14 protein-coding genes and 1 pseudogene are annotated in these 12,690 nt (G+C 48.5%); 6 read left to right on the forward strand and 9 right to left on the reverse strand.

Going from position 1 to position 12,690, the window contains the following annotated elements:
• Window positions 1–280 precede the first annotated feature (280 nt).
• Window positions 281–1,459, forward strand: coding sequence for a ParM/StbA family protein (locus AVZ68_RS08220; RefSeq protein WP_059104064.1), 1,179 nt, complete (start codon window positions 281–283; stop codon window positions 1,457–1,459).
• Window positions 1,440–1,811 (forward strand): hypothetical protein, encoded by a 372-nt coding sequence (locus tag AVZ68_RS08225; protein WP_059104065.1) that lies wholly within the window; start codon window positions 1,440–1,442, stop codon window positions 1,809–1,811. Before AVZ68_RS08220 ends, AVZ68_RS08225 begins: the two co-directional genes overlap by 20 nt.
• Before the next feature lie 302 nt (window positions 1,812–2,113).
• Here the strand turns inward: AVZ68_RS08225 and AVZ68_RS08230 are convergent, their stop codons facing one another.
• On the reverse strand, window positions 2,114–2,338 hold the full coding sequence (locus AVZ68_RS08230) for a hypothetical protein (protein WP_059104066.1): 225 nt from the start codon (window positions 2,336–2,338) through the stop codon (window positions 2,114–2,116).
• Window positions 2,339–2,836: 498 nt separating this feature from the next.
• On the opposite strand from AVZ68_RS08230, the gene AVZ68_RS08235 reads away from it, so the two are divergent.
• Both AVZ68_RS08235 and AVZ68_RS08240 read left to right on the forward strand, forming a co-directional pair.
• Window positions 2,837–4,258 (forward strand): AMP-binding protein, encoded by a 1,422-nt coding sequence (locus AVZ68_RS08235; protein WP_059104067.1) that lies wholly within the window; start codon window positions 2,837–2,839, stop codon window positions 4,256–4,258.
• Window positions 4,251–5,390, forward strand: a complete 1,140-nt coding sequence (locus tag AVZ68_RS08240) for a thiolase family protein (RefSeq protein ID WP_059104068.1) — start codon at window positions 4,251–4,253, stop codon at window positions 5,388–5,390. The genes AVZ68_RS08235 and AVZ68_RS08240 overlap by 8 nt, the downstream gene beginning before the upstream one ends.
• A gap of 86 nt (window positions 5,391–5,476) precedes the next feature.
• On the opposite strand, the pseudogene AVZ68_RS08245 reads toward AVZ68_RS08240, so the two are convergent.
• The 3 genes and pseudogenes from AVZ68_RS08245 to AVZ68_RS08250 form a co-directional block, all read right to left on the reverse strand.
• Window positions 5,477–5,926 (reverse strand): annotated as a pseudogene (locus tag AVZ68_RS08245) (Rpn family recombination-promoting nuclease/putative transposase); the annotation flags it as partial.
• Between the two features lie 10 nt (window positions 5,927–5,936).
• Window positions 5,937–6,092 (reverse strand): PD-(D/E)XK nuclease family transposase, encoded by a 156-nt coding sequence (locus AVZ68_RS21035; RefSeq protein ID WP_082676398.1) that lies wholly within the window; start codon window positions 6,090–6,092, stop codon window positions 5,937–5,939.
• A 22-nt stretch (window positions 6,093–6,114) separates the two neighbouring features.
• Window positions 6,115–6,756, reverse strand: a complete 642-nt coding sequence (locus AVZ68_RS08250; RefSeq protein ID WP_059104070.1) for an HD domain-containing protein — start codon at window positions 6,754–6,756, stop codon at window positions 6,115–6,117.
• Between the two features lie 382 nt (window positions 6,757–7,138).
• Between AVZ68_RS08250 and AVZ68_RS08255 the strand changes: the two genes are divergently transcribed.
• Complete coding sequence (locus tag AVZ68_RS08255; protein WP_059104071.1) at window positions 7,139–7,405, forward strand: hypothetical protein; 267 nt, start codon at window positions 7,139–7,141, stop codon at window positions 7,403–7,405.
• A 241-nt stretch (window positions 7,406–7,646) separates the two neighbouring features.
• Here AVZ68_RS08255 and AVZ68_RS08260 read toward each other — a convergent pair whose 3' ends face one another.
• The 3 genes from AVZ68_RS08260 to AVZ68_RS08270 form a co-directional block, all read right to left on the reverse strand.
• A complete protein-coding gene (locus tag AVZ68_RS08260; RefSeq protein ID WP_059104072.1) occupies window positions 7,647–8,657 on the reverse strand; it encodes an Rpn family recombination-promoting nuclease/putative transposase in 1,011 nt (336 codons plus the stop codon).
• A gap of 302 nt (window positions 8,658–8,959) precedes the next feature.
• Window positions 8,960–9,424, reverse strand: a complete 465-nt coding sequence (locus AVZ68_RS08265) for a YndM family protein (RefSeq protein WP_245628090.1) — start codon at window positions 9,422–9,424, stop codon at window positions 8,960–8,962.
• 31 nt (window positions 9,425–9,455) lie between these two features.
• Window positions 9,456–9,671 carry a hypothetical protein gene (locus AVZ68_RS08270; protein ID WP_059104073.1) on the reverse strand — a complete coding sequence of 72 codons (216 nt, stop codon included), beginning with the start codon at window positions 9,669–9,671 and terminating at the stop codon, window positions 9,456–9,458.
• Window positions 9,672–9,765: 94 nt separating this feature from the next.
• On the opposite strand from AVZ68_RS08270, the gene AVZ68_RS08275 reads away from it, so the two are divergent.
• Complete coding sequence (locus AVZ68_RS08275) at window positions 9,766–11,235, forward strand: MDR family MFS transporter (protein WP_059104074.1); 1,470 nt, start codon at window positions 9,766–9,768, stop codon at window positions 11,233–11,235.
• A 46-nt stretch (window positions 11,236–11,281) separates the two neighbouring features.
• On the opposite strand, the gene AVZ68_RS20170 is transcribed toward AVZ68_RS08275, so the two are convergent.
• Entirely contained in the window at window positions 11,282–11,443 is a 162-nt protein-coding gene (locus AVZ68_RS20170) for a hypothetical protein (RefSeq protein ID WP_157404610.1), read from the reverse strand.
• A 30-nt stretch (window positions 11,444–11,473) separates the two neighbouring features.
• Window positions 11,474–12,484, reverse strand: coding sequence for a nuclease-related domain-containing protein (locus AVZ68_RS08280; RefSeq protein WP_059104075.1), 1,011 nt, complete (start codon window positions 12,482–12,484; stop codon window positions 11,474–11,476).
• Between the last annotated feature and the right edge of the window lie 206 nt (window positions 12,485–12,690).

Raw genomic sequence — 12,690 nt, forward strand, 5'->3', positions numbered from 1 at the left:
AGCTACATGATGTGTTGTCTATACTCATCAGTGTTCAAGCGATAACCAAGTCAGTCCTTAGTAGACAGAATTTATACCCTTCTTATATGCCTTTCCATTTTTTTGTAGTATCAACCCTACGTACAATATGTGTATGTTTTGTGTGTATATCATACACACAAAACATACATACCGTTTATACATACAGCGTAGCTACATTATGAGTTGCCTATCTCGCTTTCTCCTCTTATAATAGATTCATAGCCACTCATTTTACTCACAATTACAGGAGGATTTTTAAATGGCAAAAGTATTAAAAGCTGGCGTAGACGCTGGGAATAATTCATTAAAGTTGGCGGTGCAAGATCAAGAACCGATGATTATCCCCACCTCCTACTACTTATATGTTGGCGAAAGCTCTGATCAATTCACTTCAGAACAAGAAGACATCCCGCCAAAAGAATTGATTGATAACATCGATGTTACGATTACGTCCGCGGCCATTAGCACCAATGGGATGAGACACATCGTTGGCAGAAAAATTCTGACCGACAACCTTAAATCGACCGAACTCGAAAAGCAATCCGATAAATCGACCGATGACATTCCTGTCATTGTTGCCTTATCAGGACTCGCGGTTAGTGCCATGAAGCAGCAACCTGACAAAGACACGTTGCGCGTCAACTACGACATTGGCCTCGCTTTGCCCATTGCCACCATTACTCCAGAAGCGGCGGCTAGACAAGCAGAGCGCTTTACCGGCACACATACCGTCGTTTATCATCATCCATCCGGTCGTTCTGTGACTGTACATATCATGATTGAATACGCCAAATGCCTGCCAGAAGGGGCTGCGGCTGCCTGGGGCATTGTTTATAATCAAAAAGGAGAACTTGCCAAGAGGAAAGTAGAGGTCGGCAATCAAGTCGCTTCGAGAACGATGGAAGATAAAACCCTGCTTGTCTACGACATCGGGGCGGGAACGACCGAGAAAGTCGTATTGCACGGCGTGAAGTTCCTTCCAAAACAATCAAGCGGGTTAAATTACGGATCCAAAGAGACGCTTATGGAGGTTCAAGCGATTTGGAACCATCAAAACCCACGCAATACGATTGATACGATGGTTGAATTTGAGGACATCTTTTTTGATTCCGAACACCCAAGGCACAATAGCCTTGTTCAACTCGCAAAGCCAGCGTTGTTACAGCTTTCCAACCAATTGAGTACAGACATAATTAATAAAATTGACGACATGAAGGACGACCCATTTGTGTTTGTCATAGGTGGAGGCGCAGCTGTATTAAAAGACACTTTACACGCCACACTGAATAAAAAAGGACGTACCACCAACGTCACCTTTGTCCAACGCCCTCTTTTCGCAAACGCCACTGGCTTACTGGTCTACGCCCTATCGCCACGTTTTCAGGCGCTCAAAGACAAAGACCTAGGTGTTGCGGCAAATGCCGAAAAAGCAAAGTAAGATTTACAAATCTGGGGACCGCTTGCAAGTCTATTTATCCAACAGCATCTCTGATGAATTCATTGACTGGATCAATGAACAAAGCGACAAATCCGGCTTTTTCTTGTATGCGGCCGCGAAGCTCTATGAACAAACCGGTCGCATGGATGTTTCTGAGATCCTCCCCCGGAAATTGGTGCTCAAGGACTCTCCGTCTCCACCTATTTGGACGTCTACGGAAACGCTAGAAACACGTGCGATTCAGGAAAGCGCACCAACGATCGATACCTTTGACGATTACGGGGAGGAAGAGACGGTAGAGAAAGTCGCTTGGGCTGGCACAGAGCTTGGGGACGATGATACATGGGGGTAAAGATTTGAGGAAGGCGATGGAGGGTTGTTAAACCTCCATCGCCTTTTTTATTGTGTCTGCCGCGAAGTTAATGGATGTTCGTTGAACGGGTCTGCTCTCTCCTCTAGTTCACGCAGTCCCTTCAACCGGAAAGCGCGACTCCTTAAGCCCACGCATGAATTCATCAACAGAGATATGGGCAATCATCCGCATATTACTGCCGTCAATCTTACATAACGATGGTTGCGAATTCCAATGCCCCCGCAAAGGGACATTGGAATGGTCTACTTACGATACTATGAAACTTTTAAGACAAGCGTCGGCTAGACCTTAAACACGTTGTCCAACATATAACCATCGGTCACGCTTTGCTGTAATGAAAATGGAAGGTCCATTCGCAAGGTCAACAGGGGAATTTTCAAAAGCGTAATATTTCCGCTTCTCTTTGCCAAGGTCTTTGTATTTAAAATATCTTTTTTCACAGTTGCATTTGCCATGGCGTTTATGATCATCATAGCAATCGCACTTCCTTTTCTTTTGATGATCATATTTCTTTTTACACTTGCATTGACCCTGACATTTACAACCGCACTTTTTACGACAACGACATTTCTTACCCATTGAATAATCCCAGCTCACCGTTTATTCCTCCTCTCTTTTAGTATAAGAACAATATATGAAAAAAAAAATGTAGGTGCATGGTCAGCTCCTCTGGTGTACCTTCATCAACTTTTAATAAAGAAGGGGACAAGTTGCTCATTTTTTGAGAAAACAGGCGGAAGATTAGGAGGGGGATGTCAAGCAGGCCTTGCCGGTGTGTGAGAAAAACGACCTTTCAAACGGTAAACAAGAGGGCCTTTCTCTTCTTTTAGAGGAAGTGAAACCAAGAGTAGATGTCGTTGATCAACCTCCCCTAAGCGGCGATTGCCCTTCTTTCTACCGATATACGATTCACCGAAAAAAATGTAAACCATTCAACATCAATATGTTGACAGATCCAACATTCTCTCATACGATGGCTTCATACTCATATGGAGGGACTTCTTATGCCACATATCGCCCAACCGTTGGATCAACATTCCCGCTCACATCCAGATCGTCTGGCACTCTGCTACAATGGACGGAGCAGAACGTATTCTGAACTTTATTGCGATGTTGAAGCCATGCGACTCACTTTGTTTGCATTCGCAGACGAGCATTTCCCAAAAGGACATCGCGTTCGTGTTGGGCTCTCCCTCCCAAACCAGGATGAATTATTGCAGGCATTCCTAGCCGTGACAAGCCTCGGATGGATCGCAGCTCCTCTAAATAAAGACTGGAACACCGCTATGCGGAGCGAAGCACTCACGACAGCGCAAATCGACATGGTGATCGCCGATGAACGGTTTCCCTCTCCTTTGCCTATGGTTGGCATCAAGGACCTTCGACATATTTCCCGGGAAACGTCTACCCCCCTTCCCATCGCGAAAGGGGAAGATCTCTTTTACTTGGGCTTTACTTCTGGTAGCACGGGCTCTCCCAAAAGCTTTGTTCGCACCCACCAATCCTGGACAGCAAGCATGAATGCTGCCAGTGAGGCGTTTGGTTTGGATTCGCAAGACCGAATCTATGCCCCCGGCACGCTTTCTCACTCTCTGTTCCTTTTTGCCGCCGTCCACACTCTGTATATTGGAGCGACGCTGTATTTGGAGCCTTCTTTTCAGTCGACAGAGGTGCACGCCAGGCTTGCCCGAAAAGAAGTGAACGTTCTTTACGGTGTGCCTACCATGTGTGAGGCCGTGGCTCAAGAAGCAGAGGAGTCGCTAGATGGGATTAAAGCAGTCATTATTTCCGGAGCAAAATGGACAAAGAGGCAGATTGAGCGGGCAAAGGCTACATTCCCCAAGGCCGAGCTCTATGAATTTTACGGAGCTTCCGAGTTAAGTTTTATTACCTACATGAGCCACAAAGCCAGAAGTTGGCCGACCACTGCGGCTGGCTTTCCTTTTCCTAAGGTTGAAGTCCAGCAACAAGGGGAGGAGGGCTTGCTGTATGTACGGAGTCCGTATGTCTTCAGCGGTTACGTTGGCCAAGAGAAGAACATGGAGGAGTGGCAGACAGTGCATGACATCGGCTATGTCACTGAGGAAGGGATGGTCCACATTCTCGGTCGTTCAGGCAACATGATGATTATCGGCGGTGAGAATGTCTATCCAGAGGAAATCGAGCAGCTTGTGAAAGAACTGGAGTTTGTCGATGAAGCCGTGGCGGTGGCCATCCCCCACCCTTATTGGGGCAACCAAATGGTGCTGTTTGCCACAACGTCGCGAAACGACTTCGCCGAGTGCAAGAAAGACATTCGGGCTCATTGCGCCGCGCGCCTCCCTGTCTTTAAACGGCCACGGCGCCTTTACTTCCGTGACCAGCTTCCCCTTCTCCCAAGCGGAAAAGTGGACCGACGCCGCCTAGCAGGTGCGATCTATGCCTGAAGCCGTGATCGTTCGTGCGAAACGTACAGCCATTGGCAAAATCCACGGCCTGCACAGCCAGCTGCGTCCGGAAACGCTGGGCGCCCTTGTGATTGAGGACTTGCTCGACGGCCTCCCCTGCCCTCCCGCTGATATCGCCGAAGTCATCTTAGGAAATACCGTGGGCGAAGGTGGCAACATCGCCCGCCTTTCCTTGCTCGAAGCAGGATTGCCCGTGGGTGTACCAGCGCTAACGGTGGACCGCCAGTGCGCCTCCGGGCTTGAAGCCGTGATTCTGGCCGCCCGCCTTATTGAAGCCGGTGCCGGAGACGTTTATATCGCAGGCGGCGTGGAAAGCACGAGCCTTGAACCGAAAAAATTCCGGGCGTCGCGGGAGCATGGAAAGCTGCGTTTTGAAAGGGAGGTAGAGCGTGCCTCGTTTTCTCCTGAGCGGTTTGGGGACCCAGACATGAGTACAGCAGCAGAAAACGTCGCGCGTGAGTGCCGGATATCACGTGTAGCGCAGGATGACTTTGCGCTTCGAAGCTATACAAGAGCTTGGGCCGCGCAAGAGAAGGGCCGGTTTGAGGAAGAGAAAATTGCTGTTCATAAGGGGGTACCCGACGAAGGCATCCGCCCCGTCAATCACCGCCTGCTTCAGCGAATGTCGCCTCTGTGTGGAAAGGAAGGAACGGTGACCGCCGGCAACGCCTGCGCCAAGAACGACGGCGCCTGTGCGCTGGTGCTGATGTCACGGCAAAAGTGCGATGAGCTCGGATTGAAACCGCTTGTCACTTTTGTCGGAGCCGCGAGTGCCGGCTGCGACCCTCGGCTAGCAGGCCTCGGTCCGATTCCGGCTGTCCGAAAGCTTTTATCGGAGCAAACGCTTACGGCGGGAGACCTGGATGCGATTGAATTCAACGAAGCCTTCGCCTCGCAAGTGCTTGCCTGCGCCCATGAACTCTCCTTGCCTATGGATCGGCTCAATCAAAGCGGAGGCGCGCTCGCTTTCGGCCATCCTTATGCGGCCTCCGGTGCGATCAATGTCTGCCGTCTCACGCAAGAGTTGCTCCGGACCGGCGGTGAACTCGGCTTGGCCACGCTCGCAAGCGCAGGAGGACTTGGGGTCGCGGCTCTGTTCCGGCAGGGGTAGGGAGTGCAGCGCATACGAGCGAAAGCCGCATTTCTCACTAAAAGAATGCGGCTTTTTTTGTCATTGGGAGGCATATGCTCGTCTTATTACATGTTGAGCTTCTTTATTTCTGTTTTCGAAAGCCCTGTAAGCGCCGAAACCTTGGAAATATCCATGCCATCAGCTAGCAAACGAGTGGCTATTTCTTTTCCCCTTTCTTCTTTTCCTTCTTTCATTCCTTCCTCTTTCCCTTCCTCTTTCCCTTCTTTTATTCCTTCCCTTCGAGCTGTGGCCAATGCCGAGCGTTCATCTAGCAATGCCTTTTGACTCATTTCATACAGTCGGCGAACTTCTTTGTCTTGACTAAGAAATTCCAGCGTCGTCATCGCTTTTTTTAACTCCGGTGTTCCCATCGCTAGTTCCTCCCATTCTGATTGATCGATTCCTTTTAGAAATAGCAGCCATCTTGTCAGTCGATCCGATAATTGAAAATGGTCTATCTCCAATTTCGGAAGCTCCATGATGTGGATTTCAATATCATCTGTTAACATGACATGGGTTGTATCTTCAAATCAAATGAAACGTATTGTGGTACTGACCATTTGCTACGACGTTGAAATCCAGGATGTTAATCGTAATGGTCTTTTTAAGATCTCGGTATTCTCCGCCTTCTTGCATCTGTTCTTCATAAAGTTTCGCCCAATGAGCTGACGTTATTGTCACTCAAATAGGGGAAAAAGAGCGCTTAACGCTCCCCTCCCTCCCACTCCCCATAAAACCATTCTAAAAACAGTTCCATGCGCTTATGGCGTGTTTGCGCGATGTCACGGGCGGTTGGCGTGTTCATACGATCTTTGAGCAGCAACAGTTTTTCATAGAAATGGTGGACCGCCGAGGATTTCCCGTTACGGTATTCCTCCACCGTCATTTCACTTCTAACAGGCAATGCCGGATCATACAAGCCCTGCCCTTTGGCCCCCGCATACTGAAAGGTGCGCGCGATCCCAATGGCTCCTATGGCGTCCAAACGATCCGCATCCTGCACTACCTCGGCTTCAAGCGTACGGACTCTTTCGCCTTGGCCACCTTTAAACGAAATGGTTTGAATGATCTCCATAATGTGATCCACTTGCGATTCCTCTACAGCGCGCTCTTGCAGCCAATCCCTGATGGAAAGACGTGCTTCTTCCTCACTCGCTACCACTTTGTCATCAGCCAGATCATGGAACAAGGCCGCAAGCGTCACAACAAGCAGATCTGCCTCTTCCTTCTCCCCTAGATGCCGCGCCCATTTTGTCACTCGTTCAATGTGATAATAGTCATGCCCGGTCGTTTCGTTCAACAGCTTCTCCCTCACCCAGCCCTCGGCTTCTTCAATGATGTCCATCTATGCCTCCCTGCTGGCTTTATTTTAAGCCAGTCTATTCGTTTTTCTTATTTTATGGCGATGATGCCCTTTATGTCGAGCCCCAAAAGACGTCTCTAGAGCAAGAAACCACACCAAACCAACCCGGCTTGGTCACCTCTTCGCTGTTGGTCTTGCCGCTCTGGGTTGCGCTCCCCCTCCACTTGTTGCCGAACAAGGGACTGTCTCCTTCGAAAATGAGAGCCTGCTGACGTTCGTTGATGCGGTACCTAGCGCTTCAATTGTCTAACTTTAACAATTCCTTTGAGATTCGGTGACAATTATGCCAAAGACGTTTTACTTTATTATCCTGAGATATACATACGGTATGATCGGAATACTACTGAAAAGGATTTGTTTATCCATGAAAACGCATCGCGCATTTGTCTTTATTTTGTTTGCCATTGGCGGCGTGCTCCTAACCGGGCTTGCTGGCATTCTCTTCAGATACATCATCGCACTCGTCTGGCCGGACGGCTTCATTGCCGGCTTCTCCATCTGGGGATCGTTTTTCGTCACGGCCTTGCCAGGATTGGTGGGCTCCCTATATTGGGCGTATTTCTTTATTAAAAAGGAACGACACGAAACAAAGCACCTAGATGACCCTCAACGCTCGGATAAAACAAGTTAAACAGAGCGGCGAGCCTGAGGCAGAACACCTGATTCTTCCTGCCTCTTTTTTTGTAAGGATTGGACTCTGAGGGGGCGGACATCGCTCGTGGTGGAGCTGTACGAGCGGAAACGGGAGACACTGTGAAGCCAGATCGACTGCTTAAAATGACCGTGCTTCATGGTCAGCAAAAATAGCCTTAGGAAACACAGCCCCTAAGGCTCATAGACGTTTTTCTAGCGTGCCTATAGTAGCACCGTTCTTAGTCCAGCTTTTCTTTTAGCTTTTTCAACGTTTCTCGATCTGTGTGCAAAGCTTCGATTAAATCATCATCTGATTGATCAGGTTCTGCCTTTAACATCATTTTCAGCATACCAAGTTGTAGGGCTTCGAGCTTCTTGTCTTGCTCTTCCTTTTCCCTTTGCTGCTCTTCCATCTCTCTTTGCCGCTCTTCCATCTCTCTTTGCTGTTCTTCCATCTTCTTTTGCTGTTCTTCCATCTTCTTTTGCTGTCTTTCCTCATAGGCGTTACGATTGATTTCATCATAAATTTCTTTTTTCCGACCAAAATAATCTGCCCAGTTTCTGTCATCTTCACTTATACTTTTCCATTGTTTTAGAAATTCAGTCATGATTTCCCCTCCTTTTGCTTGGTATTCTAAATATAGAGGTTCGTTAAGTGACTCCATGTTTTGAATCACAAGTGGCGCAAGATTTAATTCCAACTCGCTTTTTATTTCGTTTCCTTGCTTAGCTAATACATTCGAAAACTTCCGAAGTTCAATGTATTGGATTTCCATGGCATCGGATAATGGCTTATGCGTTTCCATTTCCAAGAGACGAAATCTGTGATGGTATTTCTGTTCGTTTGCCTGATCCAAATTATAATATAAAAAATTAATGGCTATGGTCGTATTTAAGTGACGATACTCCTCGCCCTGTTTTAATTGAGAGAAAAACGCTTCCGCCCAATAATACATCGTTCGCTTTTCCATGGACGGTTGTGCTCTAATTTGCATCTCGACATTTATTCGTCGCCCATCATCGGTGATTACAATGACATCCAGCCTTGTTGTCTTGCTCTCTGGGCGCTTGCCAATACGCTCGTTATTCGCAAAATGGATAGCTTTAATTTTACTATACCCCAAATGTTCCGGCAATAAAGCATTCAACATCTCAATTAAAAACGTCTCCCTGCCTTCCTTTGCGTACATCAGCTTAAAGGCGACATCATTCTTTAGATCCATTAGTCCTTGGACTTCTTCAATGGGCATTACATCAGCCTCCTATGGAAATGGGATGGAGATTAAGTGAATGGAAAAATTGTTACCGTTTACGGAAATTCTTGAAATTGGGAGACGTGTTCTAAAAGGCTGAATGAGAAGGGGCGGAAAATGCGGGTCAAGCGGTACGTTATTGAGCTCATTATAGCATGAGAAGAAATCTCTGACTACTCCTTGGCTACCCCTACTCTGTGGAACTAATCATGGCGAGACCGAAAAGCGCAAGAGGGTCGATCTACCCGCCGGAGCTAGACAAAAATGACCCAAGCATCGTTCGGCTTGGGTCCCTGATGTTACTCTTCGTTTTTTTTACCTTTTTTAGCATCCGCCTCGACATCCATGTCTGAGCCAAATTCCGTTTGCAGCTTCGGTTCTGAAGCAACTTTGTTTCTTTCGGTGGTTGTGGCCGTGTCTGCTTGGAACATTTGATTTTTCATATACCGGTGGAAGATGAACTCTCCAACAGTGATAACAGCAGCGGAAACAAACGAAGCCGCTCCTAGCGCAACCGCTGGATCAAACAAGAAAGCGCCTAATGCATAAATGGCCATCCATGCCAAACCGAAGTCGGCGATCGTCGCGACTGTATTGCTCACTTTCGGCATAATAAATACGTCCCCAATAAACGAAACACCGGTTAAAATGACACTTGTGGTTAAAATATCCCCAAAGGTGACCCCAAAAAAAGCCCCTAACACAATCCATAGTACAGCAGTGATCATGACAAATTTAATAAGTAGCGCTTTGGCGTAGGTCAATCCTCTCTCCTCCTTTCGCGTAGTAATTCCTTTATACTTTGTCCTCTTTTTTTCGTTTTACTCTAAGGTGGTGGAGATCCGGGAGAATGAAAATAAGGACTGTCCTCTGAACAGCCCTTTCTACCCCAACGTCTACAAGCGGTATGGCTAAGTCTCCGACGATTCGCTCAACGTAAGGCCTGGCAACATCTTCATAACCGAGCACCACGTCCCTGTCGGCAATGAAGTTCACCTTCTCTACGTACACAAAAAACGTTGCTTTCCCTTACAGCTCATGGTAAGATGCTTCATGCTGAACAGCGCTTTCCCCATTATTTTTATATAGATTGGAGTGAACCTATATGGCTGTTGCCTCTTCAAGCGAAGCCACTATTCATCAAAATTTTCCGGATGTTAAGGTGGTCCCGTTACTCGCGGTGCTGCTTTCGGGAGCGTTTGTCGCTATTTTAAACGAAACGATTCTTAATGTTGCCTTACAAGCCATCATGGGGGACCTCGGCATCGCCTCCAGTACAGCCCAATGGCTGGTGACTAGCTACATGCTCGTGATCGGCACACTCATTCCTGTGTCCGCCTACTTTATCCAGCGTTTTACCACAAGACAGCTGTTTATCACGGCCATGGGCTTATTTACCTTAGGTACAGTGATCGCTGGGATTAGTCCAACGTTTTCTGTTTTACTTATTGGGCGACTGACGCAGGCATTTGGAACAGCCATTATGATTCCATTGTTATTTAACGTGATTTTGGCAGTCATTCCCGTTAAAAAGCGTGGCGCCGCGATGGGGATGATCGGGCTTGTGATTATGTTTGCGCCGGCAGTGGGGCCCACCGTCTCCGGGGTCATTATTGAAACTCTGAGTTGGCGTTGGTTGTTCTACCTTATCATTCCCATTTCTTTGATGTCCCTGCTTTTTGGCGTTTTCCTTTTAAAAAATGTCACGAGGGTTACACGTCCCAAGCTTGACCTTCCCTCCTTCCTCCTTTCAACGCTTGGCTTTGGCGGGATTGTCTTTGGCTTTAGCTCTGCCGGCGAAGGCGAGGCGGGATTCACGGATCCGATGGTGATGATTGCTTTGGTCATAGGCTTTGTTTGCTTAGGGTTGTTTGCATGGCGTCAGTTCAAGATGGATGAGCCGTTACTTGACATCCGCGTCTTGCGCTATCGCAACTTCGCCCTCGCCATTGTGATGGTCATGATGGTGATGATGACGATGTTTGCGATGATGCTCGTCTTGCCAATGTATATGCAGACGGCCTTGCTCTTTAGTGCGGTGGTTACAGGACTAATCATGCTTCCAGGAGGACTTGTGAACGGCGCCCTCTCCCCGGTTATGGGACGCATCTTTGATAAAGTTGGGCCACGCCCGATTTTAATACCTGGAGCGATTTTGCTTCTGGGGACAGTCTTTAGTTTCCGCTTTATGACCCCTGGAGTGGACGTTTGGATCGTCGTCATCCAGTATATGGTTCTTATGGTTTCCGTAGCGATGATTCTCATGCCAGCGCAAACCAACGGCTTGAACCAACTGCCAGAGAAGCTCTATCCGCACGGCACAGCGATTGCCAATACGCTGATGCAAGTCTCCGGAGCCATTGGCGCAGCGCTGTTTATCTCGATTATGGAAAACGGGCGCACCAATGCGCTTGCAGGCATCGATAGTCCAACACCAGAACAACAGATTGCCGCTGTGACAGTCGGCTCTCAGCAAAGCTTTTTCACCGGCTTTCTCATTGCTTGTGTGGTGGTCGTGATTGCGTTGTTTGTGAAACGAAGCAGGCCAGCTGATGAGGTAAAGGAACCCTCTTAATACGCGGACGGCCCCCTCTTGAGAACTAGAGGGGGCTGTTCTTTGTTTAGAAGGCAGTTGGAGAAAGCCGGTTCTCTCTCGCATCCGCTGACTTCTCCCCCACATCCGCTCCTTTCTCTCTCGCATCCGCTCGCTTCTCCCCCGCATCCGTGCTTTTCTCTCCCACATCCACTCGCTTCTCACCCGCATCCGCGCTGTTCTCCCCCAAATCCGCTGGCTGATCTCCCCATTCCGATTCTCACCTTTCATCACTACTCCCATCAATCAACTCGTTGAGGTTGTAAGAGTAACTGGTCGACGCGCCGCGCGTTTGTAACCTCATGCCTTTTAAAAGACGATGCGTCGCTTTGTCAGAGGCTATCTTTAAAAATCTTCGTGCCTCACGATTGGTAATCCAACCATTGAGAAGGAGCGCATAATCCTGCAAGCTCCGTATGTGCGCGTCTTTGGCTCGGTGCTTGCAAATTTGGCACCGCCATTTACCAGTGTTCTTTTCTCGTTCCATCGGAAGTGTTTCGCATTTGGGACAGTGGACGCCAAGGAGAAGGTCAGTCGCTGGAATTTTGTGTTTGCTGAGTGGGTCAAATGGAAGCGGCGTGTGTTGTTTGATGAAGGCAGAGGATAATCCGGAGATGTCAGAGATGCTTACGTAGTTGGTCGGGAAGCTTTGGTTCAAGGCTTTCACCCGTGTTGGAAGGCTTTCAGCTCGAATAACGTACTGGCCGAATTCGTTTCCGGCGTCTGTTACTTGGAGGATGGTGGAGGAGGAGCTAAAGACGACGAGTCCCACGACGGGGATGGGCGGCCAGCCATTTCGGGAGAACCAGCGTTCCAGCTGCAATTGTTGGCGACGCACTTGCTCGAGGGGGTGACCAAAAGCCTCGCTAGTGCCCGCAAGTGTTGAGCGGGTGAATTGTCCCAATCGCTGGTCAAAATGAACGTCCCCCGCATAGTTTTTCACTTCTAGGATAAGAGCGTAGCGCGTCGTTAGCACAAGCGTGTCCATTTGGAAAAAGTACCGGCTCCCTCCGCGAAGTCTGAGACTGTGATAGAGCCAGTAGGACAACTCATCCGGCAGGCATGAAAGAAAATAACCCATCGATCTCTCTCCCCAATACCCAGCCTGCCACTTGCCTACCTCCTTATCCAGCTGTGCTTGCTTCTGATGCCCCTTTGGCAGCCGTCGCGTGAGTGCCTCAAGCGCAGTCAGTTGCACAGGAGCTGGACGTTTTTTCACTAGATGAATCAACCGAATCCCTCCTTTTCCTTGTGACTTCTATATTCCATTCCAGGCAGCCATTTCCCTTTAATTTCAAGGATAAGAACGATTGTTTTATTTTTCAAGCATCTCCGCTATCCTCATAGTACCCACAGTAGGCTGAGTCAGACATTACGACCGCCTTTTCGCGCGGACCATATAGGAAGCCTCATGCGTACGGCCACCCTCAAGCAAGC

This window comes from Shouchella shacheensis (assembly GCF_001484965.1).
Lineage (GTDB): Bacteria > Bacillota > Bacilli > Bacillales > Bacillaceae_D > Shouchella > Shouchella shacheensis.

What these genes read in the sequence shown, in the direction of transcription:
- AVZ68_RS08250 (WP_059104070.1), bottom strand. Translation starts at nt 6,756, where the DNA reads ATGGACATCATTGAAGAAGCCGAGGGCTGGGTGAGGGAGAAGCTGTTG.
- AVZ68_RS08240 (WP_059104068.1), top strand. Translation starts at nt 4,251, where the DNA reads ATGCCTGAAGCCGTGATCGTTCGTGCGAAACGTACAGCCATTGGCAAA.
- AVZ68_RS08220 (WP_059104064.1), top strand. Translation starts at nt 281, where the DNA reads ATGGCAAAAGTATTAAAAGCTGGCGTAGACGCTGGGAATAATTCATTA.
- AVZ68_RS08255 (WP_059104071.1), top strand. Translation starts at nt 7,139, where the DNA reads ATGAAAACGCATCGCGCATTTGTCTTTATTTTGTTTGCCATTGGCGGC.
- AVZ68_RS08230 (WP_059104066.1), bottom strand. Translation starts at nt 2,338, where the DNA reads ATGATCATCAAAAGAAAAGGAAGTGCGATTGCTATGATGATCATAAAC.
- AVZ68_RS08235 (WP_059104067.1), top strand. Translation starts at nt 2,837, where the DNA reads ATGCCACATATCGCCCAACCGTTGGATCAACATTCCCGCTCACATCCA.
- AVZ68_RS08275 (WP_059104074.1), top strand. Translation starts at nt 9,766, where the DNA reads ATGGCTGTTGCCTCTTCAAGCGAAGCCACTATTCATCAAAATTTTCCG.
- AVZ68_RS08260 (WP_059104072.1), bottom strand. Translation starts at nt 8,657, where the DNA reads ATGCCCATTGAAGAAGTCCAAGGACTAATGGATCTAAAGAATGATGTC.
- AVZ68_RS08225 (WP_059104065.1), top strand. Translation starts at nt 1,440, where the DNA reads ATGCCGAAAAAGCAAAGTAAGATTTACAAATCTGGGGACCGCTTGCAA.